The organism is Neobacillus sp. WH10, assembly GCF_030123405.1.
GTDB lineage: Bacteria > Bacillota > Bacilli > Bacillales > Cytobacillaceae > Neobacillus.
In genome coordinates this window covers 188,839-215,253 of sequence record NZ_CP126110.1, presented here as the reverse complement: position 1 = coordinate 215,253, position 26,415 = coordinate 188,839, and the positions used below count along the sequence as shown (strand labels likewise).

Sequence of the window (26,415 nt, the reverse complement as noted above, 5' to 3'; positions counted from 1 at the left end):
GCTTCATAAAAGTAGTTCGAGCAATGTAGGTAACTAAAATTTATTTGAATCGTTTAATTTGAAAAAAAACCTTATATGAACGTTTATTATAACGGCTCAATTAATCATTAGCCCCCGTTAGTCATCCATGAAGCAGCTGTTGCTTTGAAATAAAGTTTGATCAAAATATCTCACAAACCGGCGTTTTACGATAAATTAAAAGAATCCTTTTTGAAAAATCGTTTTATCAAGACCTAAATTTAAAAGTCATAAAAAATAAAGGGTGATACATATTAGTCATTTATAATATGTATCACCCTTTTAATTCTTGTTCAACAATCGCGCCCTTTAATTGAATAACTATGATATGGCCTCAGCCTTAAAATCGATTAATTGTACTTTAACTAACGCACCCGTTAGTTGAAGAAGGTTTACCTATTTTTATTCCATTCTTCTGCCAAAATTCCATATATAACGTGGTCCACATAATGGTCATATAACCATTCTGCTTGTCTAATACATCCTTCATTTACAAAGTTTAATTTTTCAGGAATACTCCTACTTTTCTTATTTCCAACAGCAGCTTTAATCTCAACTTTATTTAGGTTCAACTCATTAAAAGCATAATCGGTCAATGTTTTAGCCACCTCGGTCATTATTCCATTTCCTTGGAATTCTTCACCGAGCCAATAACCAATATACGCAGTTTTATTTGACCAATTAATGTTATTGTAGCCTGCAACTCCAACAATTTCTCCTTTAAATAAAATAACTGAATTTAAGCTCTTATTTTCAGCAAAACCTTTTAAACATCCTTTGATAAACTCTATGGTATCTTCGAATTTTATTGTAACATCCAACCAAGGTAGCCATTTTCTTAAATAGCCTCTTGATTTATTTGTTAATTCAAATACCCTATCGCCATCTCTTAATTCTATTAATTTTAACGATAAGTCATCGTTTATTTTATGTATAAACATTCTAACCCCTCCGAATGGTTTATTTTGTATTTTATCACACTTATTTATAATGAGATTATGATATTTCTTCTTCCACTAAACTGCCAGTTAGTGCAAGAAGAAAAGCTGCCGTTGCTGGCATCTGGATCTTCAACTATTGCACCCAGTTACTTTAAGTACAATTCTTCACAATCTGCTTTGCAATTTAATCAAAAAGAGACGGCGACTTATATGTTAATTGTTTCCAGCGTTTTTCGCATTTTCTGAGGAGCCTAACTCAGCTAAGGTTATGATAGAAATAAAGAGTAAGTAATCTCCAGCCATGGAAGCACAAACCTCCACCATTCCTAAAGGAAACAGGAGTTTCTACTATTGCAGAAACACGCCTGTTTCACAGAAATTTCTGTTCCTTTTTATTTGAACGCCAAGTTTATTATCAAATTTTAATAAGGGTAGTGGTGGTGATGGTGGTACGGATAGTGGTGGTACGGATAGTGGTGATGATAGTATGGGTAGTGATGATGGTAGTACGGGTAGTGTGGGTGCGGATGCGGATAGCCTGGAGCTCCAAAACCAAGTCCTGGTGCAACACCAAAACCTGATCCTGGTCCACCTAAACCAACCCTCTCATTATAGGCATTAATCATACAAGCAGTCATCCTCCTTATTTCATTTTACATTAGAGCATATGCATGTTTGGGTAAAAGTTCTTGGGTATTTGTCTTGAATTTTAGAATTTAAAGGACAAATGCCTTATCCAACAGATAAAATGGAATGGACTTTTAATTCAAAACTAATAGCCTGTATTAAGTCAATTCATCACTCATTTCAACATAATTTGAATGGATTCCTTCTTCAAGTAACCTGCCAGTTACTTGAAGAAGAAAAAAGCGACCTTCGTTATTAAAGTATCGCACCCATTTAGTTTAAGTGAAAATCTTCACAATCTTTTTTTACCTAAAAAATACCTAATCCCTTAATGTGTAGGGGAATATCAAAAAGACGCCTTCTTACTAAAGAAAAGCACCCGATTGTTGAAGATTGAATTACCTTACTTGTGGTACGGTTCCCTGCACTCCTTTTAAACGTCCAAGTGCTCTTTTTTTATTCTTATTGACCTAAGAAACAGTCCAATTCCGAGAAATAATATGGTTGCAGCCACTCCGCTGACAGGATTCAACCAAAAGTCACCGTTCTTAGTAAATGTAATAACGCCACTGATTGTTACCAAAACAGTAGGAAATGCATCTTCAATTGCATGCATCAACACACATGGCCAAACAGACTTCGTGAGCCTGAATATTTCAACATACATAATCGTCCAGCACACCATAAGCACACAGCCCGACAATAGCATACCCAACCTTGAAATGGATTCAAAATAATCGTTTGGAAGAAACACCATATAATACGCAGCATGCCACAATGCCCAAACAAGCCCAGAAATAAGGTAGAGCAGCCAGTCATTGACCTTTAACTCAATAAGTTTTGGTGTTAGGTATCCTCGCCATGAAAACTCCTCAAATATGTTCTTAATAAAATTCCCTGCAACCGATATAATTAAAAGTGAAAAAAACGAAGATATTTCAAAATTATCTAGGTTCGTGACTCCTAAAAGTAATGCGAGCACAACAATTACAATGGTAACGAAAGGATAAATTGCAAATGCAACAAGATACCACTTTATATTACCTTTGAAATTAGGGTTAATCCCCATGTCCTTCCAATCGCGACGAATGATTCTAAGTATAATGGCTGTTAGAAGAGGTAACACTAGCCAAAGTCCCATACCTAAAGAATTACCTTCTGGTTGTTCTTTCAAAATAGAATCAAGTAATACACCGATCCAGCCGCTTAGCAGTACAAGAATAACAAAAATAATCAAATGGAGGTTTGGATTATTTCTTTTCTTGTTAACCATTTGAACATCTCCTTAAACTTTTTTATGCTCTTCCAACATCTATTTTACGCTTGTTTTTTAGTGATTCTATTGGTACCTCCAAGTAAAATAATTTGGGGACAGTAACTCCATTCCTCATTTTCCTCTAAATTTATCATTCACTGTTAGGTTATTTTGAACTATTCCATTGTACTGACTTTGGTTCGATTATATGCCACAGACATTTTGTGTAGTCTCGCAAAGTTTAAGAGTCTTTCGTATCTGTTTTTGCAACATGGGTCCCCTAAAAAAACAAACCTTAACACAATTATGTCAAGGTTTGTTTCAGCAAAATTTAGCTTCTACTTTAGTTTCCTAAAAAATTTCTTTTAATAGTAATCTTCTTTTAGCATGGTCTCCAAATAGGCCCATTCCATATTCGAAGAACCTCATTTATTTATGATACGGTGCTCCACCCTTGATACTCAACAATCTGGCCCGTTTGTTGAATAGCATGACTGACGATTTTTAAACAACTTTATTATTTTTTAAACGACTTTATTGTAAATTAAACAATTTTATTGTCACTTAACAGCTTTTTCATCTGAAAATAAGTTCTTCCCTAAAAAAACCCTTTTCGGGCATTACGTCAAAGAAGGTCAGGACAAAAACAGGGGTGAAAATGAAACTAAGTTCTTCCGCAGTTAAGGTAAAGATCAAGGGAAAAGAAGGGGCATTCGGGCATTTTTTCGGGCTTCTCTTCGGGCTTTTGCTCTGGCTGGATCAGATTCTAATTTGGCTCCCATAGCTTCTTCCGCTATTCTCTCTCGCTTCAAATCGTTGGTATATTGGGCTTTGCCCACTTTCAATCAAACGTTTAATTAACAAAAAAAGAACCGAGATGCGTACCAACGGTACTCTCCCGATTCTTCTGGAATTTACAAAACCTACATAGTTATCTCCCGCTTTCCCTCTGATTCGATACCAACTTAATTACAGCAGGTACGAACTTGAATTACATGGGGAAGAACTAAAATGCGAAGAGACACAATAGAAAAAAGTTTCAAGGATGTAGAAGATAGATATTTAAGTTACCCCATTCCTTTTCTCTTTTGGCTGATATATTCATTAATCACAAGATAAAACATATAGTAAAAAATATGTTTTTCGATAAGGTGACAATTACAAATTCATTTTTAAGAGTAATTCATAGAGTTCATTAGCTTTTAAATTTTCATCACTCAATATACATTCCTTTGAATGGTTTTGATTGTTGAAATGCTTCTCAGAAAGATACATAGCATAATCTCCAGATGTTCTAAGTATTTTTGTATCTTTTATCTTTCTGCTATTTTCTTCACACATAGTAATACAAGCACTTTTTGCATCTGGTGAACATCTCACTGAGTGTCTTTGAGTGCTGTATTTCCCAGAGGGAGTTTTTATCGGTTCACCAATATCGTTTACCTTAATTGTATTATAATGAATGTAGTTACCCTTTTCTCCCAATTCACTTTTATTACTTATTTTCTTTAAACGATCTAATCTCCCCTGAGACATGGCTACCCAATCATCTTCAGCTCTTGCATCGTCAATTTTCAACTCGAAAATAGCCTTTATTTCATTGCTTTCTCTTTCTAAAACAACTATATCTGGTCTTATGGATTTACCCTCACCATTAAAACATGTTGAAAGATTTACGTCTATTAAGTACAAATAATTCTTATTTGAGTAGAAAGTAAATAAAAACTCTGCAAACTTATCTTCGACTATGTGTGAGAGAGAAGGATTATTTCCTCTTATCATTGAATTTCCAATAATTCCATTAAGTTTTTTTTGAAAATTGATATCAAATTCACTTTTGACCGCTTTAATAAACTTTATGAATTCAGCATCAAAAGTCACCTTATCCATACGATTTCTCCTCTTTAACCAGTCTTTTCCTTAATAGTTTTTCCATTTTTGTTTTTTGGGACTATTCCTTTATTCAGATGCTTTTTACCAGGGTATCAATAAAATCGTTAGCATCGACCAGTTCAACCCTTTGCATTTGACCCCATTTCTCAACAGGAATAGGATCATTGAAGATTTTCATTATTTCTATTGATCGAAAGTGCCTGTATAAGTTGTGCTGGCTATCAAACTCATAACCACCAGTAATTCTTCCGATAATCTGCATATTGAATTGTGTCGTTTGCCCAACACCAACAATTACGTAGTCCCCTATTTTCGCCCATTTGCAGAATTGATCAAACCGTCTAATCAATCTTGGGTTACTTAAAACTGACGGAAGGTTTTGAATGTCATAAGTAGTATAATCCTGGTCTACACCCTGTTCATCAATTCCAATTTCACTATTGTTTTGAAATGCGTTTGCCCAATCTTTAAATGTTTTCATTGCCCAATAATTTGGCATACTTTTTCTCCTCACTCCAAAATGGTTTCTCTAAACACAAACGGTTGACATGCGAATACTTACTTATTTAGATGTTTCAGTAACTCTTTTGCTGCCTCTAATCTCACTGCTTCATCTTCAGCATTATTCATCAGTTGCTTCAATACATCGATAGCATTATTTAAAAGGGAATCGGTGTCCCCGCTTGTATCCTTTGCCTCTTTTTTATCCGAATCCTCTTTTGATAAGTAGCTACCTAATCCAGATTGTTCAAAATCCCCTTTGAACTTGCAAATCGTTCTTATGTTCTTCAATAATGACTGAATTTGAGCGTTCAGATCATTAAACGGAACGTGTGCTAACCACTGCGTAGGTCGAGTATGGGTCATGAATTTCTCTTTGTATTCTTTCTTCCACTTATAACTTCCGACCTTACCGATGTGGACTCTATCACCTTCCCTGATTAAAACGATATCTCCTTCCTTCATGGTGTTAATAAAGGAATTTACCAAACCTAAATTTGTTAATAGTGACTGACCTTCATAACCCAAATCCGCTAAAATACTTCGGATATCTTCTTTTGTTGCACCAGTTAAATCCCCTGTTTCACTCCAACCGATTGCAATTTCATTTTCCTTTAGAAAGTGATCGATACGGTCGATGTTATGTGGTTTACTGCGTAACATAAAAACCCTCACGCTAAGCCCTCCTCTTTCAACTAAATATCTACTTAGTTGCTTCTAAGTAGAATATACAACTGTATTAAAATTCTGTCAATAAAAAAGATCCCCATTTATCAAAAAATGAAGATCTTGTTAAAACACTATATTGTTCTATATATTTCAAGCCAATATGTTATTACCTCCCATAGTTTCATTTCATCAGCAAAGGAATTAATACCCTTCATGCTCAAATACCTTCCCAGAATACTCTTGCCAATAGTTATCTTCATCACCGCATATGTCATGTAACCAAATATACATCATGATAACTTCAAGATACTGTTTTTTCCCTTTAATAAATGGCTTTTTCGAAATTCTTGGGTATAGCGTATTGAGGTTGAAAAGATTTGTTTTTTGTTTGTAATCATAGATGTAAGGTTGCCACTTATCCTTACCCTTTATTTTATGCTTAGCTGGCCACAAAGAATCATCGTCGCTAAATAGCTCTATATTACTTGAAGCGAACGCCCAAATATTCACTTTATATTTAGACCATGTTTTCTCTAACCACTCATTTATTTCTTCTGTCAAATTTACAGGTGGAGTATGAATGCTTTTTTGACTTTCTATACCGTGATAGTCTTTGATGAAAAGAAATAACATCTCTGTCTGGTCTTTTAAAAATGGATTCTTTTTTATCAATTGAGCATAGCAATCATAAGAACAACTTCGGAACTCAGCTTCGGTATTATACAGTAGAAAAAGGTCATTTTTCTTCAAAAGACTGATTATTGAACGGTGGATTTGCTTTTCATATTCATCTATATAGTAACCAGCCATTCTTGAACCTCTGTACCGTACATATCTACCTGCTTTTTAAATTTTTCCATCCTTTCGTCATTAAGAAAAGTTTTCTGTTCAAGTTTCTCAATGTCTAAATACTGGTTAAAATATTCAAAAACGTAATTTACACATATCCTTAAATTATCCGCACGCCCTTCAATATCAAATTCATTCACTTTGTCTTCTCTTTTTCTTTTAGAAATATATTCTTCGAGTGAAAGCATCGGACTCACTTCCTAATCATTTTCGAAAAAACTTTCCGCTGTCTAATTCTTCCTTTAATTTATTTATCGATATTACCCTCATACCTTCCTTCTCTTTATAGAGATAAGGGGATATCATTTCTTCATCAATAACAATTAGAGGCTTTACTATCCACTTGCCTTTTGTGGATAGACTGAAGTTCGCCAAGACCAAATCAATGTTTTCTTTAATCCACATTGTTCTTTTTGAATGCTTTTGTACAATGGAAGGCTTCTTTGCTGTCCCAACAAATAAATTATTTAATTCATGATGTATCTCATAAGGATTTCTTGCTATCGATAAATCTTTACATTCAAGAAGAAAAATACTTTTAGTTCTTGGATTAATCACCAGGACATCAATATCCCCTAAATCACCTTTATCCCCTTCAATTCTTTTACCGCCAAACTTCTTTACTTGTCCTCTGGTAATCAAGAAATCATAGGAACTAAACAGCCCTTCTACAATATTGTTAAATTTCTCCCCTCTTATATTTTGATATTTACTTATCAGATTCTTCATTTTTTCACTCTTTGCTTTTAACCTTCCGCCAACACACAAATCAATCAAATGCTGTCCACAGTAGAATAAATGTCTATTGCTCCAATAAACCATATCGTTTTGAAGGATAAAAGGTCTTCTTAAATACGATAATTCTCTGTTGAATTTCCAAGGGAGCATATCCTCCTTCCTAAATCCCTTTGGTGCTTTTAAAAAGTTTTCTCTTCCTCTAAGACTTAATAAAGAAAAAATATCCTCGACTTCCTTCTTACTTAACTCCGTCTTTTGAATAGCTTCAACAAATTCGACATACGGCATACTCTTAACTTCATCAGGTAAATCTCGGCCTAAATCTACAACACTTGTTATAAAGTTGGTGAAAGGGTAGAATCCCACCCCAAACTCCTCTTCAAATGCATGCACTATATCCAAATCTACAGTTTCGACTTTTTCATCCCCATTTGTCCTCCAGTTACTTTCATAATTATCGATGGCATTACTCAATACCTGAGAGGAATACTGCCTGAAATAAGTAGAACTGGCTGAGAAATAGTTATTCTCATGTGCTATTCCCAACCTTCCTGAAGGGAGCATAGAAATTTGCAAATCCGCTAACTGATAATTAATTAAGTCGCTATTATTCGCCCACTCAATTAAGAGAGAAGATAGTGCCAGTAAATAATCCATAACTTCCATACTGAAATATTCTTTCCCACTCCTCGGTGGACAAGCACTAACATATTCAATTAAAAAACGAAGACTGACCGATGGCTTGTTGAACTTACTTGTATCGTCATTAATTTTATTTACCATGCTTGCTTTATCCGAAAAGCAATGCAATGTAGTTGGAATTGTTATCCTGTGTTCTTCCCGCTTATATAGTAATGTTTCATAATATAACATCATCGTTTGAAGAAGATTCTCAGGCTCTTTTAAATTTTGGATGCTTGCTTCAATCTTAGAAAAGAGATATCCAACCACCTCATTTATTACTTGTTTTTGGTTAGTAATCTTTCCAACTTTAATCTTTTTCTCGTTTTTCAACCACTCACCTATATCATCTAAAATCATGTTTTCATCTGCTGAATCAATATATCTTAACTGAGGAAAATTTCCTGGTTCAAGTAATACCGAAACATTATTTTGATTAAAAACCAATAGTTTCTTCTTTACTCCAATAGGAGCTATATCTTCTATAACCTTATTCAAAGAAGGTAAAATGCGATTTTTGTTTAACTCCTCTAATGCCAGTAAAACTTTTTTTACTAAAACACGTTCCCCTTTATTCGTATGTCCTTCCAATTCCCTTTGGAAGCTGTTGCTAATATTCATTTGAATAACATTACTTAAAATCCTATAGGAAATTGGATCGCTTTCTAATTCCTTATCGTGCGTTTCCAAATTATGCAGTGTCCAATTCTCTAACTGGTCTAAGTTGATCTCTATTTCAATTAGGCCCTTATGTCTAATAATTTGGTTAAGCTCATGGGAGAATTGCCAAATCCAATACGCAACCAGATCCACCATTTGAAAAGCAATCGGATGAATTTGTTTACTTGTAACCCAAATGTTCCATGTATCTCCCTCTACAAGTAGCATAATCCTGTTTTTAATGAGGCTTGCTGGCAAGTAAATAGGTATGGTTTCGTCACTATGCATGGAGACTACTTCAATAATTTTCTTACCATTTGGAACAGGGACACCATGAGGTCGCACCATTCTATGCATTTCCTCTATAACTTCTCTGCCTTCTCCTACTGAAAAATAATACATTGTCGGTTGTTCTTCATCAGAAAAATAAAAACTCTTATCATTAAATTTGTATAAACTGTATGTATCTAAAAAACCCAAGGAGTAGATTTTAGATTCCACTCGTTTTTTTGCTTTTGCAAATTTATATAAAAGTAATGGGTCTCCACCTTCCATTAACGATACAACTTCTAAATCATTTAATGACATCATCAGGTGTATTTCGTCAGCAAGTTGGTTTATCCCTAACCCCATTGCTCGACCTGCTGGCTGGAGTAATAATAAAAAAAATACGGTTTTTATGCCTTTATGTTCCTCCAGTATATGACTTTTCAGTTCTAAAGCCCTTTTCTCAAATTCGCCTTTAAGCATTTCTTTCATGCCATAAACTACATTGGCATCATAATCTGCAAAGTTATCTGTATGTAATTGAACATACATTACTTTATCGCTATCTATTGAAAAAAGTCCTTCTCTATATTCAGGAACACTCTTTTCCAATACGAACTGAGACTGTGTCTTAGTCTCTATGTTCATCATACTTAGGCATCTAATGGTTGTGTTCCACAGCGTTTCTTGAAACTTAAAGTTCAATTCATTGCTAAATCCAAATTCATTTGCCAGGCTTATTATAGAATGCCTAAGCGTACCTAATAGGTTGCAAGGCATGGTGACTATGATTTCGTCTCCATAGCGTAAAAAGGGTTTATGATGCAAAAAATGATTGTCACTCGTATAGTCATGAATATTTGCGTCACCAAAATTGACTATAAAATCATCAAGCACACCAATATCGACACCGTTTTTGCTTAAAATTTCAGCAAGCTCTTCCTTATCAAATGAAACCGCATCAAATAATCTTTCTTCTATGTCAAACGGAGGGATTGTTATATCAGCATTTTTTACTTTGCTTTCTTCTCTATAATTCAACCCCGCTTTTTCTGCCATAGCGTTGCTAATAGATAAAAATAAGATGGCAACATCATATGCCTCCTTGTAAAATTCTCCAAACTCGGATTTCCTTTCACTAAGAAAAATTGCTTTTAACAGTTGCCTAATTATTAACGTTCCAGTCTCCGTTATACCAGGGAAAACAATATATGTGCCACCGTAAAATGTAATTGACTCAGTAAACATTTGTTCGAATGGATCTTCATAAACTGCAACTTTTTCGAGGTCATACAAATTACTGTTATAAATAGACTTAATACGTGATTTGGACATTACGAGCTTGTTGTCTTCATATAGACAAGAACAAAGGCAAAAAGCCACTGCTTCAAAACGCTGTAACTTATTTGCATTGACAGGCATCATCTGGCATGCTGAATTCGTTATCAGTAAGTTTAGCAAGTCAAATTTCTCAACAGTTTCCTTTAACTTTTCAAACATCTTTTATCACCCACTATATAAAGAAGTATTAAGAAAGAATTTAAAAGAATACTGGCAAAATTTCAGGTATATTGTCTATTTACAGTATAATAGAAAAAGTTGTTTTAGTGAGTCAATACGTTATTTCTTTTTTAAAGAAACAAAAAAAGAACCTTCGCATCTTCGAAGATTCGCTCTCGTAAGTTAAATTTCATTTTCCTTAATAAAATCAGTAATTTCTTTGGCAAATTGACTCTTGATATTCGCTCTTCTAAGCACCTTCCATGTTAGTATTATTTCTGTTTATTGCATCTATCGCTTACTCTATTTCAAACTCAATAATGTCTCCAATATTGCAGTCGAGACACTTGCAAATTTTATATAAGCTTTCTAGATTTACAGGTTGGCATTTCCCAAGGCGAGCTAATATATTGTATGTAATCCCAGCCTGTTCCTTCAACTCCGTTTTATTCATTTTCTTGTCAATCAGAGTTTCCACAATTTATCATAGCTTATAATCATACAAAGTCCTCCAATAGCTATGTAAAATAAATACAATTATATTGTAGCACACAACCAAACGAATAACGGAGAAAAACTCACAATAGTGCAAGGCGTTAAATTCAACTATTCCCTTAAAATTCTATAAAGATGTTATTCAGCACGAAAATGAGTCTTAAATTATGATCAAAGGGAATTGCCCAAGTCCATAAAAAAAAGCAAAGGATATTATTCTCTAATATCCTCTACATACGAATTCTCTTCTTTTATTGGGTAACTAAGTAGTTCATTGGTAATTACCTTTTTTAAACTCTGTGCAAATTCTTTTTTTAATCCTGCTGCACGAATTACTTTCCATTCTTTAATCGATGCATTAGTTTTTCTTAACTCCCTGACTACATTCTTGATTCTTCTTATCTGAAATTGTTCCACCGTTTCTATACTTTTATTGACAATTACCAGTGTTTTAGGGAGCTGATCTAAATATTTTAGAAACCACGCCAACTTACCTAGTCTTCGACCTATTTCATTTTTGGTTACTCTAGTTAGATTATTTTTTTCAGATAGAATGGTATAAACAATGGATTCTACTTTCATTGCTATTTCTTCATCCCGTTTTTTCCAATCCACTCTTACGAGGCCATTTAATGGTTTATTCCTTTGTTCACTCGATGGATAATTGTCTTTTAACCACTCTCCATCATTACGGTATAGCCAGGTGTACAGTTTTGGACTTATTGCTCTTAATTCTGTAATAGTTTTACCTACGTTATTTTTAAGAAGTATCGTCCATTCTCTTCTATAGTTTTTAATTTTAATGGTATTATCATTTGGGGTTATATTTATTTGTTCATCAACTCGTCTGATTAATCTTCTTTTTATTGTCTTTGGATCCACGCCTAACAGTTTTGCCATCTTCCGCAAAGATAATTTTTTTTGCTCCAACTCAGCTAACTTATCTTCCCATACTCTACCAAATTCTATTATCCGCCCAATCCTATATCTGTCTTCATTTGTTTTATCTGGCCCTTTTCTAGAAAAAACAAATCCACATGAACAAGAAAATGTTCCAATAGGAAGGCCTGATTTATAATCCCTAGAAATTACACATGAAGTTAGGATAGGTTTTTGGTAATGTTCTGCAGCTTTATTTAGGCAAATCCAAGGGCCGTCCCCAAAGGGCTTATATGATATTGAATCGATTTGACTAACCATTGATGAGATAGTTTCTCCTAGAAATCCCAACAACAAAATGTGTCTTAAGGGATGACAACTTACCCTTGGTTTTCTAAGTAACTTATGTAACCATGTATCAATTTCAATTTCATCAGGATGAATAAAACTTTCTAGAGTATCTAATAACTGTTTTCCATAGTACTCATTAAACTTTGGAATCAACTGCTTCCACCGAACTCTGCCTTCTAAAGTTAATAATTGTTGCTTATTCAATTTAGATATATAAAAATTTCTTAAATTCTCCAAACCTAGTGGCTCGATCCTATTGTTTAGCAAGTAATCCGTTTGTTCTGCAACATATAGAAAATTCTCAAACTCTATCTCAAGATTGGTATCAATACTGATTAAATCAGAATTCCTGATACTATCTTCTAAAGATATAAATTCTTGTTTATGCTTTCTTTCAGTGAATGGATTCGATGATTCAATAAGCCAGGTCTTATGAATTGGACAAACTTTTACTCCCTCAATCTGATGTGTTCTATGCCAGTAACACTCACCTTTGGTTTCTTTTTCTTCATCAACACACAATAAGCAATACTTTAATTTTTTTTCATTTTTAACAGTACTTGCAGCTCTTCCAGAGCTCATAAATATATTTGTTCCGTCTTCATTTTTCATAATTAATCTGAGTTTATTTTCACGATCATTAGTCATAAAAGGGGAATAGTAAGGAAGGAGGGTATGATTGTTTATAAAATAATCGGAGGAATATGCATTGGAAAATGGGAGGTTTTCACATAGTTTTTCTAGATTTGCAGGAAATATTGTTGTTGCACAAGTTGTAGAAGAATCAAATAAATCGAACATAAAGTGTTTTTTGTTTTCATCACCTGAATATTGGTAATATCTTGCTAACACACTAAATAGTAATTCATCTTTGTATAGATTAGGGAAGAAAATCATTACCTTTACTCCGATCTTTTTCTCCCCATTCTTACCCATTTAGTTAATTATCATTCATAAAAGCCCATTTCTTTTAAATATTCTTTAATTTTTTTTTGTGTATCCAGGTCACACTTACTATAATTCTTTACATAACTTTCTAAACTTTTTAGAGTAATGTTTTTATAACCGTACTTTAACAAATTAGCTATTACAAAAGGTACCCTCCTTATGAAATAATCATTCAATGACTCAATATTTTTATTTAACAAGACAGTACTTAACGGAAGACGACTGGACATAGATTTAAGTCGGTTCATTTCTATCTTAGATAGTTTTTTTAAAATAGTTGTTTTTTTTATTTGGTAAGGGCAAGTCTTATATAATTCCTCGCTAACTTTTTGGATTTTTACTGATAATTGCTCATCAAAGTGTGTTAAGTCTTCAGGTACTTTTTTATTAGTCTCTTTTAATGGTAAGGCCGATTCTAGCCATTCAATATCATTCATCTTCAGCCATTGATATACATAGGGAATTTTTTTAGACAAGTTCGTTCTGCTAATGGATTCGCAAGAAATAAGAATTTTGACAACAACATTACGAAACTCTTCTTTTTTCCTATCTGTCTCACTGGTACCAGCCGATTCCCAATATGATTGAATAATTTGCTTTACAGCTTCTCTATTTTGAGCTGTTAAAACATTGGAGCTGCCAACAATTCTATTCAAATTATTTCTTACTCCGAATTCTGAACACTCAAGTTTTCGGGCTATTTCATACGAAGAATCCCCATTAAGGTATAACTCCAGAAGGCGATTAATCCATTTTCCCCCCATTGTTTTAATCATCACTTTTTCCTTTTTATCCTGATTTGGATGCCACCTTTTCACATAGATTTGCCCACAAATAGGACATTCAAACTCTGCAGATATTACCGTACCACCAGAATTTTTTGCGATACGCTTGTTTTTACTTATCACATAATTATTAAATCCATCACAAATTTTATTTAAGCATTTCCATGGTCCTTGCCCGAAGGGTATTGGATTTGCAATATCAATATGATAGTTTACAAATTCTTCCTTTGAATGAAACAAATAGAGGATTAATAAACAATAAAAAATAATATCTTGGTTAAGTTCCTTACTCAATACTCTGGCTACATAAGATCTATGTCTGATCTGTCCTGGACTTAATGAAATAGCTTGTAATTGTAAGTTACCATACTCGGAGATAATAGAAAAAATCAACTCCTTTTTTAAAATCCTCCCTTTATACTGAATATATTTTTTGTGCCATAATCCCATAAGAATTTTATGAGTGATTTTCTCTGAATTAAAAGTCTGATAATTTTCATTAAAAAAACAAATAAGATTAAATACATCAATTTTTAGTTGCTCCAATTCACCAATCAAAACCGTTTTGGTAACTCTCGTCAGGTCATGGCCATTTTTACAACACGGACGATTTTTCAACCCTTCATAAGAAATACTGGTTAAATCCGCATCACAACAACTACATTTATCGATTAATAGTACAAAATGCTTATGACAAAAATCCATAAAGGTTATTTGATGTTTTCTATGAATGTAAAATTCACCATATAACTCTACATCTTCCTTCAAACACAATGGGCAATATCGTATCGTACGAGAAAATAAATTATTGGGAACGTTAGAAGAAATATAAAATTTGTTTTCACTCCCATATTTAATAACTTCAGTAAGGTCATTCCTCTTGCCATTCTTCATAAATGCAAAAATTAAACCATACCAGGTATGGTTTAAAATAAAGTAATCTAAACTATATGAATTTCCAATTGGTAATTTCCTCAAAAATGTTATTAGTTTGTTTGGAAATATCGAGTACTTCCCAGATTTTTTTTCAAATAAATCCATATTAGTTTCGACCAGTGTCCCATTAGATGACCTAATATGAAAACGATAAACCAAGCTCCTAAAGTCTTCATCAGGATAAGGTTCTGGAAACGATATTAACGGTGTCATTCTTTCCTCCGCGGGTGATTATTTCTTAAATGATATTTAACAGTTCATCATATTCTTTTACTAAACCTGCTTCAAATAAGGATTCTTCTGTGGTCAATCCTTTTTTTAATCCTTCACTGACTATAAAACGAATATCACCTTGTTCTAGTAATGGCTTTATTTTTTTGGGTTTTGTTGACTTTGGTAAACCACTCACTTGGTTCACGACGTTGGTTACTGAACTTGGAAGTTTTTTAGCTAATACCAGTTGTGCTAAATGAGCGAACATGTTGCTCTTATCCCCCATTCCCTCACTCGCTTGAAAAACAGTTAGTGCGAGTGATTCTGCTAATTCAGTACTTGAAACCAGATTTAATGCAAACTGCACAAGTTCATTAATGATTGAGTCTTTATTTTTTTGTTGGTTAACACGAGAATGATCTTTAGCTACTTTACCATATAGATTTATACGGTGAGAGGCTTGTTTAAAATAATCGTTAAACGAATCCCATTCTAAGTGAACATCATCTAATTCGTCTAACAATGAAATGCTGCTCCCCCTTCTTATCTTTTCAAAAATAGGTTGAAGAAGGCGTAAACTCTTTGACGCCACATCATTTAAAAGTGATACCGTAATTTTTTCATCTTCTCCATTTAATATCGCTTTAGCCTGCACATGCATAAATAACTTCACAGCTATATCCGGTATGCCTAACGTTTGGTAATACATAGCCTTTTTTAAGTCATCTGTTAACGTCGTATATTTTGCAGTGTATTGCAAATCCCATAGATTCTGAATAAATTCATTCCATTCCCAACTATCCTCCAGCATTAAACTTGTAACATTTTCATTGTACATATCTGGAATACCTCTACGTGAAACAGCTAATGATTTTTTGTACAGATACATCGCTTTGAAAGTCCCAATCACAATTACTGGAATTCCAATAGTATTAACCAATTCAGTTATGAAATTAATCATTCTCTCATCACCACCAGAATGTGCCTTATGAACATTCTGTATCTCATCAATAATTAATACTCCAAGATTGATTTGCGCTGCTACCTTAACCATTCTTTTCGCCAAATCATCAATTGTCCCACCCTTTTCTCCGTGTTTTTCATAAAACTTACTTCCCAGCAAATCATCAACAGCTGCATAAAAATTTTTACATAATGCACCTATGGATTTACCGCTTGGGCACTCAATTTTAAGCCAAACCACTTGTGTGGTAAGTAAAATTCTTCCTTTGTACTCACTATGATGGATAACCTGTGGAAACAATAATTTTAGTATTCGTTCGTAAACTTTGCTTTTCCCCATACCACTTAAACCAATTTCGGTTGAACTTTGCGCAGTTTGAATGTTACCAGCAATATTGGCACCATTTTCATCTAATCCTGTTTCAAGGATTTTATCCCAGCCTATAGCAAACTGTCGGTTATACATAGCCGTAACGGGGTTCCTTGATTGATAACCTATTTTTAGCATATTGTACAGACTCCTATATTTATCATAATGGCTAGGAAGGGGTAACCAAAAGCTAGGTTTTATTTGCTGTACAAGTTCCAAACGGTCCTCAATTCCATATCCCAAGTGTTCAGTTTTAAACATAGGAATGGAATATAATTTATCGTAAAACATTTCGATATCTAAACGGCTTGGTATCGCTTCAATAAGGGGATTTCCTTGATTTTGCTCAACAATTTGTTCTTTATACTCAGCCTTGCAATGAACACCTTTTAACAGTTCTTGCCCTTCATTCCATAGATTCACGCTCTCTTCTCCTTTCTTTATTCTTAGCTCCAAAAAGTTGCTGTATTTTGCTCTCCTCATTTTGAGGTATTATGTTATTTTTGTTTGGAAAAGTAATAATCTCAGCTGTTTCTATTTGTTCTCCATTTGTTCTTAACGATTCCTTTGCAGTGAATGCATTTTGACTACCCACAGTCTTACTTTCTGCTTTTTTTGTTTCCCTCTTGTTTTTTTGTCTTTGTGCAAGACTTAGACTTTCAGTTGCATCCTTTGTTTTTATAATCGCGTCATTAGCCAAATTTTCTGCAAAGGCATGTAATACTGCTTTGTGTTGTAGTTCTTCTTTCTCCTGATTTTTGATTTCATCTTTTTTGTATTTCATGATTGCCTTAACATCCTCTAAATGTAAGCCATCATATTCTTTATACTTTTCTGTAAGTGAACATTGTACTATCTTTCCACTGTTTATACGTAAAAAAATACTACTGACGTTTCGAGGATCATATCTGATTTCAATTTCTTTCTTTCCATCTATCCTCTCATCCACAAACCAACCGCATTTTAACCCTAAGTCACTTGTATAGTACATATTCAAAAACTTTATTCCACTTCTAGTTACAGTTGATTGTTCCTTTGGCAAAAGATTATATATAAGCACATCAAACGGCTCCTCATGTAGAACTGATTTACTTTCTCCCCATTCCCATATTCCCTTTGGAGTTAATTCCACTTTTTCCTCAAACATTTCCTTAGTAACCAAAAATTCATCTGGAAGAGCACATTTATTATAGGTGAGAATTTGTATTATCATAAATTGAGTGAATTCATAAATGGTTAACGCAGCCTTACCTGTGGGATCTTCATCCCCTCGTTCTATCATTTTAGGAGGTTTTGCCCCTGCCTTATAAAATAGCTCACGGATTTCTTTATTAGTTAACCTAAAATGTTGTTCTACAAAAGGCTTTAAATCGCCACGATACGATGGTGCATTATCAACGTCAACCTTAAGGCTCACAAGATTTTCAGCCCACTTGCTTTTCAATTCTCCTCGGTCACCCGCTAAATAAACCGGTAGATTTTTACACGGCCAATCACTTTCTTTTATCTTAATTCCATATTGCCTGCAAAACTCTACTTTGTCTGATGCTGCATTTATCATTGCAACCATAAGTTCAATTTTAGAGGCAGGACTTAAACTAGCGTGAAAACCTGCGATTATTCGACTATACACATCTTTAACTATATATAAAGTGGGTGTTCCAATTTTCGTTTTCCTGTCCTCTGCCACCAAGATAATATCTGCCGGAGTTGAATCAATTTCATATAAATGGCCTATACCTATTGCTCTTGCCGCTGGATCTCCTTGAATTGGTCTTACATCCATTTCTGCTTTTCGTTTACCTCTCCGATTTGAATACTTTTGCAGAGAAGAGAATTCTTTATTATACCAATATGTAAATTGACGCAAAGAAGGGGCATTTTCATGCTCAACTATAGGCACCATTACACCATGTTCACGGTAAAACCCAGAATGATACCATTCTTCACGCATATGTTGATGTGTTGCAGTAAGATCCATCTTTTCTTTTATATGAAATTTATTTATAGCCTTTCTAAAAATTTCTTTATCCTTTTCAGTAACAATCCACCCATTACCTTCATTCGGCTTTGGCCCAGGTTTCTTTGAATATCTCCTTGGTTTTGAACTACGACCACAATCGAAGTAGTTTTTCAGAAGAGCATTTTTTGTTTTTCCATAAAACCAATACTTCTTAAGAAATTTATATATTTCTTTTTTAGCCTTTCCGGTCTGTTCTTTCATTTCCTCGACCATTGCTCCTCGGAACTCTGATATGTATATTTCTGGTTCCCTGCAAACAATATCTTTAATGATATTCCAGTTAGTATCCCGATCTTTTTTATACTTTTCCAAATACACTGGATCTGGTGAAATCAATCTTAGGTCTGGGTCTACCTTTACTATACGTGCTCTATCCTCCTCCAAATCACTTAATAGTTCCTTATACTCAATGGCAAAAGGGAAAGTCATTTTTTTTTGATCATTTATTTCTACTACATACATATCTTCTTGACTAGGCGATATCCAAAGAACTCGAATAATTTTGTCAGCTTTTAAATCTAAATTAAGCAATTCAATTATGCTGTTTTGATAAATAACCATTGTTTTTCTTCTCCATTCATCCTATATTTTTATTAAGAGAAATTTTGTGTTCTTCACAATTTACAATTATTAACGGTTTTGAATTTTTTATCTGTGTATTCATGTCGGTCCTCCATTTTTTTATTGCAAGCATGTGCTTTAAGATAAATATACTTGTCCCATTTTCTATTCCAAATGTATTGTCACATCTCAGGCATAACTTACTTATAGAAGTATTACCTTGATCATGGAATATCACTTTAAAGAGGTCATCTTTAATTAGTGAAACGAGCTCTTCATCTATATTAGGCCTAGTATCCAAGTATCTTGCTTCATACATCCACTCTACATTTGATATACATATATCTGACATTCTCCGTTCCGTCACAATTCCCCAATCAATTCCCTGTTCTAGAAAGAACCTCCTTTCGATTTCAAATAACTCTAAAGTCCTTTTCGTTAATTTTGAGGCAGGCTTCACTGTTCGAACGATATCAATTAATCCTTGAGAAGTTCGTAATGTTATCAAAAAGTCAGTAGTCATCACAACCGGCACTCCATCTAAGTGTGCATGTTTTATACCAAGCTGCTTGGCTATTTCCTCTGTCCGTCTTAATGGAAGTAAAGGAAACTGTTCTCTAATGTCCACCACTGCATCAAGCCATTCCAAAAAATACAGGTATTTTCTCTCGTGACTAGACATTGTATGGTGAATTCTTTGCGTTTTCCATCCAAGGTGCCTAGTTACCCAACCTTCTGATGCAACCTTATTGTCATGTGCTTGTATAAATGGTTTATAATCTTTTCCAGACCCCTGTCCTCTTCCGTCCTTAATTTTGTTTTGTTGTCGCTTTTGTATCTTTGATCCATTCGACATCTTTGACTTCCTCCATAAAAATTGATAAAAAAGAGCAAAATAAAAAGCACCAATTAACATCAACTTTGAAAAAGGCAAAATTAAATAAGCATTAGTTTTTAACTAATTTTTTACTAATGCTTATTTAATTTTTTTGCCTTTTCTTAAAGTTTTTTGTTAATTGGTGCTTAAGGTTTATAATCAACCATTTGCAACAATTTAGCCCTAATAAAACATTATTTCCAATTTCTCTTTAGTTAATTCTAAAAACTACATGTTTGAGTAACCTACTTTTTTGTTTAGTTACCTACTACAATAAAGAGTTACCAACATTAATGTCTAGTTACCAACATTAATATCGGTGAACACTTCAACTTATTATTACTGCCTTCTTACTCAACCGTTACCGACTTCGCAAGATTACGAGGTTTGTCGACGTCGCAATCGCGGTGCAGGGCAGCGTAGTAAGAAATGATTTGTAATGGTATGACAGAGATAAGCGGTGTTAATAATTCATGTACTTCTGGAATGACGAAGCTGTCTTCGTCCATATTTAGACCATTCATTGAAATAATGCATGGGTTTGCTCCGCGGGCTACTACTTCCTTAACATTGCCGCGAATGCTTAAGTTTACATTTTCTTGTGTAGCTAAAGCAATAACCGGTGTTCCTTCTTCAATTAAAGCAATCGTTCCATGCTTCAATTCACCGCCGGCAAAGCCTTCCGCTTGAATATAAGAAATTTCCTTTAGCTTTAATGCCCCTTCTAGACCAACATAAAAGTCAATTCCACGGCCAATGAAGAAGCAATTGCGTGTTACTAATAAAAACTCTCTAGCGATATGCTCAATCAGCTCTTTAGAATCACAAAGAACTTCCATTGCGTTCGCAACGATTCCAAGCTCCTTCACAAGATCCAAGCCAACCTCTAATCCACGGCTCTTTGCAGTTACTTCAGCTAGGATTGCAAGAACAGCGATCTGCGCTGTGTACGCCTTTGTAGAGGCAACGGCAATTTCAGGGCCTGCATGGAGCAAGAGAGTAAAATCAGCTTCACGAGAAAGCGTTGAACCAGGTGCATTTGTAATCGTTAATGCAGAGTAGCCCATTTCTTTTACATTTACAAGCACAGCACGGCTGTCAGCTGTTTCCCCACTTTGTGAAATGAAGATAAACAATGGCTTTTCAGATAGAAGCGGCATGTTATAGCCAAATTCACTGGAGATATGAACCTCAACCGGAATTTTCGCCATTTTTTCAATGAACTGCTTACCAACAAGACCAGCATGATAAGATGTACCGGCAGCGATAATATATAGACGATCAGCTTCGTTTAAAGCATCGATGATTTCGCGGTCAATCGTTAACTCCCCATGCTCATTCTGATACGTTTGAATGATCTTCCGCATCACAAGAGGCTGTTCGTCAATTTCTTTTAACATATAGTGTTGGTATGTGCCCTTTTCAATATCACTGGCGTCTAGTTCTGCTTTATATGGCGCACGATTAATAACTTCGCCGTTAAGGTTTTGAATCGTCACTTCATCTTTTGTAACGACAACAACTTCTTTGTCCATTAACTCTACGTATTGGTCTGTAACTTGCAGCATAGCCATCGCATCGCTTGCCACTACATTAAAATCATCACCTAACCCAACAAGCAAGGGACTCTTATTTTTCGCTACATAAATGGTGTCATTGTCCGCAGCATCTAAAAGGGCAAGGGCATATGATCCATGTAAAAGGGTCAGCGTTTTACGGAACGCCTCTAATACTTGTAAACCTTCGTTTACAAATAGCTCTATTAGCTGAACAATGACTTCAGTATCCGTTTCACTTACGAAAGTAACCTCTGTTAAATATTCACGCTTTAAAAGATCATAGTTCTCAATGACACCATTGTGAACAAGGGTAAAGCGTTCGGAAGCACTTTGATGAGGATGAGAATTTACTCTGCTTGGGACTCCATGGGTCGCCCAACGTGTATGGCCAATCCCGATGTTTGCCATTACATCTACATCAACAATTTCACGCAGATCTGCAATACGGCCTTTTTCTTTAAAAACATGTATGCCATTCTCATTTTTCACAGCGATACCAGCTGAGTCATAGCCTCTATATTCAAGCTTTTCTAAGCCTTTTAATAAAATTTCCTTCGAGTCGTTATTACCTATATATCCAACAATTCCACACATATTTCTATTTCCTCCCTGATACAGGGGGCAAGCTGCTTCTGAGGGCATACTTGCCCCCTTATCTCTGTTTTTGTCGGGTATCTGTCTATACCCTTTTTAAACACTCAGTTATTATGCGCATTTTCTTCTCTTTGTCCACAAAGTTACCTCTATGATTTAAAGAAGAAATTAACGGCCCTGCGTCATAGCCGGGAGGTATCCGCCGAATTTTCGATAAACCTCCACCTCGTCAACTAATCTAACCACTGAAGATTAGTTCAGGCGCTTTTAATTACTGTTTCTTCTCCTACCCTCCTTTCAAAGTAAATGACTAACTACTGCTTTAAAATAACAAAGCAGATTAATATTACATGATTTGTCAGTCGTCCGTCAACTTAAAACATAATTGTAAAAATTTATTCAAAAACCATACATAATAAAATATGCATAAGGGATTTGAATCGTTCCCTTATGCATAAAAAAAGTGGAAGAGCCCAGTTAGCGACGAAGGGCCAGGAGCCCGCTTCGACTAAGATTAAGAAACACGGACCTCAAGTCGATTCGATATTGACTTTTTGAAGGAAGAGATGGCCACTAATCGCTGGGCACTCTGGCTTAAACAATTATTCACTTTTCTTATTCTTTTAATTCCATTTCGTCTTTTACTACTGTGACGATGCGATCAACATAGGATGCGCACAATTCCTCTGTGGCCGCTTCCGCCATTACGCGGACAAGTGGTTCTGTTCCGGATGGACGGACAAGAATTCTTCCGTTTCCTTCCATCTCTGTTTCCACTTGCTCAATGACCTCTTTTACTTTTGCATTATCTGTCACATGATGTTTATCGGTTACTCGTACATTCACAAGCTTTTGCGGATATTTTTTCATTTCTCCTGCTAACTCTGATAAAGTCTTTCCGGTAGCTTTCATGATATTAACTAACTGAAGACCTGATAATAAGCCGTCACCTGTCGTATTATAGTCCAAGAAAATGATATGACCTGATTGTTCACCGCCAAGATTAAAGCCATTCTTCTTCATTTCTTCCACAACATAGCGGTCACCCACTGCTGTTGGCACACTATGAATTCCATGGGTTTCAAGGGCTTTATAAAATCCAAGATTACTCATGACAGTTGAGACAATTGTACCATGCTTTAAGCGGCCCTGTTCTTTCATATACTTACCGCAAATGTACATGATCTGGTCACCATCAACGATAGTTCCCTTTTCATCAATCGCAATCAGTCTGTCGCCATCTCCATCAAAGGAAAGACCAACATCGGCTCCTTTTTCCTTTACCAAAGCTGCTAGAGAGTCCGGATGTGTGGAGCCAACCCCATCATTAATATTTAACCCGTTTGGTGATGCCCCCATTGTAGAAAGGTCGGCATCTAAATCGGCAAATAAATGGCTGGCTAACGAAGATGTAGCTCCGTGAGCACAATCTAACGCAATATGGATGCCTGAGAAATCTTCCTCAACAGTATTTTTCAAGTATTGCAGGTACTTTTGTCCGCCTTCAAAATAATCCATAACTTGGCCAAGGTCGGCACCTGTTGGGCGTGGCAATTGATCTTCTGGTAAATCAATTAGCTCTTCAATTTCTAACTCTTGATCATCCGATAGTTTAAAGCCATCCGGCCCGAAAAATTTAATCCCGTTATCAGCCACTGGATTATGAGAAGCAGAAATCATGACCCCTGCCTGGGCTCCTAACGCTTTTGTTAAATAAGCTACTCCTGGAGTTGAAATAACCCCTAAACGCATTACTTCTGCACCAATAGAAAGCAACCCGGCCACAAGAGCTCCCTCAAGCATATGTCCTGAAATACGTGTATCACGGCCAATCAGTACTTTTGGACGATCCTTATCCTTTGTCAATACATATCCGCCAAATCGGCCTAATTTAAATGCCATTTCAGGTGTTAATTCACTATTTGCAACGCCGCGTACCCCATCAGTACCGAAATATTTACCCATATTAAAAATCTCTCCTTCAACATGTGAATTGCTGAATCTTATGCATTATTTGTTATCGTAATTTTTGCTGTCGCTTTGTCAGGTTTCCAATTGACATCTGTTGGACCTTCGACCTGAATTTTGACATTATGACTTCCTTCTGTTAAACCAGACAAGTCAATAAATACAGTAAAGTCTTCAGGTCTTACCCCCGATACTGATTCACTTGAGCCATTCACCACTAAATTAATCGTATGACTTGTTGGATCATTAATCTCCGCTTTATAGGTTTCAGGTAACCCCCGGATTTTTAATGGTACTCCTGAGACGGTCTTCTCTTCTTGTTTTTTGACTACTACAGTTGCTTTTACCGTTTCCGGAGTCACCTTCGTAATCCCATTTGAAATAATTACAGGTAAAGTAAGTGTGGTATTTTCGGAAATTTTACTAATATCCACCTCTACTCGGACATTTTCTGTATTTTTTAGAACATCTTCATTTCCTATAATGGTCGCTTCTTTTTCATCAAGTTCTATTGATTCAATCGTAACTCCAGGTGGAGCTATTCCTTTTTTTACTACATTGATTGGAACGGTCTTGGTGTTACTTTTTATTGGAATGGTAACCTTAACTGTCCCTGGTTCCACGACAACATCTAGCTTGTTTAGTTCTTTGTCGAGTACTTGGATGCGGGCTTCTTTTGTAATGGTATCTTTCAGTTTACCTTTTTCCTCAATGGTTGCCTTGACATAGCTTATTCGGTCAATGACATCCTTGGCGCCAGTAATTTTCACTTTTTTTGGTTCTACAATAGGTTGTTCTGCAGTATAGCCCTCTTCGATTTGACTCCTATTAATTTCAGCATCGACTTTAAATTCCTTTGTAATCTTTTCTTGAATTGTTACATTCACACTAGCCGGCTTCAATGTTACCTTCAATTTATCAGATAAATCCTTTACTTTGAGGTTCACCTTCTGTTTACCGATCTTAGCATCTGTCAAATCTACAAATACCTCAAAGTTTCTTAATGCCTTGGCAGATTGGACATGTGTAATAGGGCCTTTAAGGGTAACATCAACCGTGTTGGGAATACCGGACACAACTAAATTTTCCGTATCATAATAAACCTTTACGGGCATATCCTCAATGGTTTCTGTCGCTTGCTCTCCAGGAACATTTACATCATTCCCTTTATGCGGCACAGAAGAATATAAGAGGACAGCCAATAACAAGGCAAGGATTTTTATAAACCAAGGATTATCCATCAGTTTATCCATTATTTTTTCCCCTCCAGTTCCAACGAGCTGAAGAAGCCTGTTTTACTTTATTATGAATAACCATTTCACTCGTGAGTATTTCTTTTAACTCCTCCAATTTTAAATCGCGATGTAGTTCGCCATTCTTTGTTAGAGAAATATTACCGGTCTCTTCCGACACTACAACTGTCATACTGTCAGTGACCTCACTTATTCCTAATGCAGCACGATGCCTTGTACCGAGCTCCTTTGAAATAAATGGACTTTCGGATAAAGGAAGATAGCATGCTGCTGCTGAAACATTATTTTTTTGGATAATAACCGCACCATCATGGAGCGGTGTATTTGGAATAAAAATATTAATAAGCAATTCCGAAGAAATATTGGAATTTAACTGAATCCCTGTTTCTATGTAATCGCTCATGCCCGTTTCTCTCTCAATTGAGATTAATGCCCCGATTCGGCGTTTTGCCATATAATCGGTCGCCTTAACAATCGCTTCGACTGTTTTTTCTTGATTATCATCATCCTGCGTACTGCTTCTTGAAAAAAAACGCCCTCTTCCTAATTGCTCAAGAGCACGCCTAAGCTCAGGCTGAAAGATAATGATAACAGCAAGAAATCCCCAATTTATGGCCTGTTGCATCATCCAGCTTATTGTAGTTAAACCAAGCCGCTCACCGACCACTCTGACAAGAAGAATAACAAGAATCCCTTTTAATAACTGAACTGCCTTCGTTCCTCTTACCACATTAATCAGTTTGTAAATGACAAACCATACGAGGACTATATCAACAATACTAGCTAAATACTTCCCTAAAGTGAAATCAGCAAACTGCATTGTTCTTCCTCCGTAACTTTCTTAAAACGTATAGTGAACTAATTTATTATATCATAAAGTGAAACTTCAATCAGCGGGGGTTTTTCATCTTCCACTGACTTTAGTCCCGTTCTCTAATATCATGGCTTTCGACTTGATAAAGAGACAGTACGAACACATTAGTTCAACTAAACCGATGAAAAACACATCGGCAAATTTTCCCTGTATCTTACCAATTGAGC

General features: G+C 35.3%; 18 protein-coding genes and 1 pseudogene. All 19 read right to left on the bottom strand.

Annotated elements, in window-relative coordinates; all coding sequences use genetic code 11:
• Positions 1-410 precede the first annotated feature (410 nt).
• A complete protein-coding gene (locus tag QNH20_RS01130) occupies positions 411-959 on the bottom strand; it encodes a GNAT family N-acetyltransferase (RefSeq protein ID WP_283921120.1) in 549 nt (182 codons plus the stop codon).
• Between the two features lie 422 nt (positions 960-1,381).
• Complete coding sequence (locus QNH20_RS01125; protein WP_283921119.1) at positions 1,382-1,585, bottom strand: hypothetical protein; 204 nt, start codon at positions 1,583-1,585, stop codon at positions 1,382-1,384.
• Between the two features lie 434 nt (positions 1,586-2,019).
• A complete protein-coding gene (locus tag QNH20_RS01120) occupies positions 2,020-2,859 on the bottom strand; it encodes a CPBP family intramembrane glutamic endopeptidase (protein WP_283921118.1) in 840 nt (279 codons plus the stop codon).
• A 1,140-nt stretch (positions 2,860-3,999) separates the two neighbouring features.
• Positions 4,000-4,731: a hypothetical protein gene (locus tag QNH20_RS01115; RefSeq protein WP_283921117.1), complete on the bottom strand. Its 732-nt coding sequence runs from the start codon at positions 4,729-4,731 to the stop codon at positions 4,000-4,002.
• A gap of 73 nt (positions 4,732-4,804) precedes the next feature.
• The gene (locus tag QNH20_RS01110; protein ID WP_283921116.1) at positions 4,805-5,233 is read right to left on the bottom strand and encodes a DUF8426 domain-containing protein; all 429 of its coding nucleotides are present in this window, start codon (positions 5,231-5,233) and stop codon (positions 4,805-4,807) included.
• A 59-nt stretch (positions 5,234-5,292) separates the two neighbouring features.
• Entirely contained in the window at positions 5,293-5,910 is a 618-nt protein-coding gene (locus tag QNH20_RS01105; protein WP_283921115.1) for a DUF8426 domain-containing protein, read from the bottom strand.
• A gap of 195 nt (positions 5,911-6,105) precedes the next feature.
• Positions 6,106-6,714: a hypothetical protein gene (locus tag QNH20_RS01100; RefSeq protein WP_349632698.1), complete on the bottom strand. Its 609-nt coding sequence runs from the start codon at positions 6,712-6,714 to the stop codon at positions 6,106-6,108.
• The gene (locus QNH20_RS26920; protein ID WP_349632697.1) at positions 6,696-6,941 is read right to left on the bottom strand and encodes a hypothetical protein; all 246 of its coding nucleotides are present in this window, start codon (positions 6,939-6,941) and stop codon (positions 6,696-6,698) included. Before QNH20_RS26920 ends, QNH20_RS01100 begins: the two co-directional genes overlap by 19 nt.
• 16 nt (positions 6,942-6,957) lie before the next feature.
• On the bottom strand, positions 6,958-10,599 hold the full coding sequence (locus tag QNH20_RS01095) for a hypothetical protein (protein WP_283921114.1): 3,642 nt from the start codon (positions 10,597-10,599) through the stop codon (positions 6,958-6,960).
• Positions 10,600-10,897: 298 nt separating this feature from the next.
• Positions 10,898-11,100, bottom strand: a pseudogene (locus QNH20_RS01090) (helix-turn-helix domain-containing protein).
• Between the two features lie 207 nt (positions 11,101-11,307).
• Positions 11,308-13,260, bottom strand: coding sequence for a TnsD family Tn7-like transposition protein (locus QNH20_RS01085; RefSeq protein ID WP_283921113.1), 1,953 nt, complete (start codon positions 13,258-13,260; stop codon positions 11,308-11,310).
• An 11-nt stretch (positions 13,261-13,271) separates the two neighbouring features.
• On the bottom strand, positions 13,272-15,206 hold the full coding sequence (locus QNH20_RS01080; protein WP_283921112.1) for a TnsD family Tn7-like transposition protein: 1,935 nt from the start codon (positions 15,204-15,206) through the stop codon (positions 13,272-13,274).
• Positions 15,207-15,231: 25 nt separating this feature from the next.
• Positions 15,232-16,962: an ATP-binding protein gene (locus QNH20_RS01075; RefSeq protein ID WP_283921111.1), complete on the bottom strand. Its 1,731-nt coding sequence runs from the start codon at positions 16,960-16,962 to the stop codon at positions 15,232-15,234.
• A complete protein-coding gene (locus QNH20_RS01070; RefSeq protein ID WP_283921110.1) occupies positions 16,946-19,123 on the bottom strand; it encodes a Mu transposase C-terminal domain-containing protein in 2,178 nt (725 codons plus the stop codon). The genes QNH20_RS01075 and QNH20_RS01070 overlap by 17 nt, the downstream gene beginning before the upstream one ends.
• A 16-nt stretch (positions 19,124-19,139) precedes the next feature.
• Positions 19,140-19,979 carry a TnsA endonuclease N-terminal domain-containing protein gene (locus QNH20_RS01065; protein ID WP_283921109.1) on the bottom strand — a complete coding sequence of 280 codons (840 nt, stop codon included), beginning with the start codon at positions 19,977-19,979 and terminating at the stop codon, positions 19,140-19,142.
• A 371-nt stretch (positions 19,980-20,350) separates the two neighbouring features.
• Positions 20,351-22,153 (bottom strand): glutamine--fructose-6-phosphate transaminase (isomerizing), encoded by a 1,803-nt coding sequence (gene glmS, locus QNH20_RS01060; RefSeq protein WP_283921108.1) that lies wholly within the window; start codon positions 22,151-22,153, stop codon positions 20,351-20,353.
• A 615-nt stretch (positions 22,154-22,768) separates the two neighbouring features.
• Positions 22,769-24,118 (bottom strand): phosphoglucosamine mutase, encoded by a 1,350-nt coding sequence (glmM, locus tag QNH20_RS01055; RefSeq protein ID WP_283921107.1) that lies wholly within the window; start codon positions 24,116-24,118, stop codon positions 22,769-22,771.
• A 38-nt stretch (positions 24,119-24,156) separates the two neighbouring features.
• The gene (locus tag QNH20_RS01050; protein WP_283921106.1) at positions 24,157-25,374 is read right to left on the bottom strand and encodes a CdaR family protein; all 1,218 of its coding nucleotides are present in this window, start codon (positions 25,372-25,374) and stop codon (positions 24,157-24,159) included.
• Positions 25,367-26,194 carry a diadenylate cyclase CdaA gene (cdaA, locus tag QNH20_RS01045; RefSeq protein ID WP_283921105.1) on the bottom strand — a complete coding sequence of 276 codons (828 nt, stop codon included), beginning with the start codon at positions 26,192-26,194 and terminating at the stop codon, positions 25,367-25,369. Before cdaA ends, QNH20_RS01050 begins: the two co-directional genes overlap by 8 nt.
• Between the last annotated feature and the right edge of the window lie 221 nt (positions 26,195-26,415).

What these genes read in the sequence shown, in the direction of transcription:
- QNH20_RS01095 (WP_283921114.1), bottom strand. Translation starts at nt 10,599, where the DNA reads ATGTTTGAAAAGTTAAAGGAAACTGTTGAGAAATTTGACTTGCTAAAC.
- QNH20_RS01080 (WP_283921112.1), bottom strand. Translation starts at nt 15,206, where the DNA reads ATGACACCGTTAATATCGTTTCCAGAACCTTATCCTGATGAAGACTTT.
- QNH20_RS01070 (WP_283921110.1), bottom strand. Translation starts at nt 19,123, where the DNA reads ATGGTTATTTATCAAAACAGCATAATTGAATTGCTTAATTTAGATTTA.
- QNH20_RS26920 (WP_349632697.1), bottom strand. Translation starts at nt 6,941, where the DNA reads ATGCTTTCACTCGAAGAATATATTTCTAAAAGAAAAAGAGAAGACAAA.
- glmS (WP_283921108.1), bottom strand. Translation starts at nt 22,153, where the DNA reads ATGTGTGGAATTGTTGGATATATAGGTAATAACGACTCGAAGGAAATT.
- QNH20_RS01100 (WP_349632698.1), bottom strand. Translation starts at nt 6,714, where the DNA reads ATGGCTGGTTACTATATAGATGAATATGAAAAGCAAATCCACCGTTCA.
- QNH20_RS01125 (WP_283921119.1), bottom strand. Translation starts at nt 1,585, where the DNA reads ATGATTAATGCCTATAATGAGAGGGTTGGTTTAGGTGGACCAGGATCA.
- QNH20_RS01050 (WP_283921106.1), bottom strand. Translation starts at nt 25,374, where the DNA reads ATGGATAAACTGATGGATAATCCTTGGTTTATAAAAATCCTTGCCTTG.
- QNH20_RS01065 (WP_283921109.1), bottom strand. Translation starts at nt 19,979, where the DNA reads ATGTCGAATGGATCAAAGATACAAAAGCGACAACAAAACAAAATTAAG.
- QNH20_RS01085 (WP_283921113.1), bottom strand. Translation starts at nt 13,260, where the DNA reads ATGGGTAAGAATGGGGAGAAAAAGATCGGAGTAAAGGTAATGATTTTC.
- glmM (WP_283921107.1), bottom strand. Translation starts at nt 24,118, where the DNA reads ATGGGTAAATATTTCGGTACTGATGGGGTACGCGGCGTTGCAAATAGT.
- QNH20_RS01115 (WP_283921117.1), bottom strand. Translation starts at nt 4,731, where the DNA reads ATGGATAAGGTGACTTTTGATGCTGAATTCATAAAGTTTATTAAAGCG.
- QNH20_RS01130 (WP_283921120.1), bottom strand. Translation starts at nt 959, where the DNA reads ATGTTTATACATAAAATAAACGATGACTTATCGTTAAAATTAATAGAA.
- QNH20_RS01110 (WP_283921116.1), bottom strand. Translation starts at nt 5,233, where the DNA reads ATGCCAAATTATTGGGCAATGAAAACATTTAAAGATTGGGCAAACGCA.
- cdaA (WP_283921105.1), bottom strand. Translation starts at nt 26,194, where the DNA reads ATGCAGTTTGCTGATTTCACTTTAGGGAAGTATTTAGCTAGTATTGTT.
- QNH20_RS01120 (WP_283921118.1), bottom strand. Translation starts at nt 2,859, where the DNA reads ATGGTTAACAAGAAAAGAAATAATCCAAACCTCCATTTGATTATTTTT.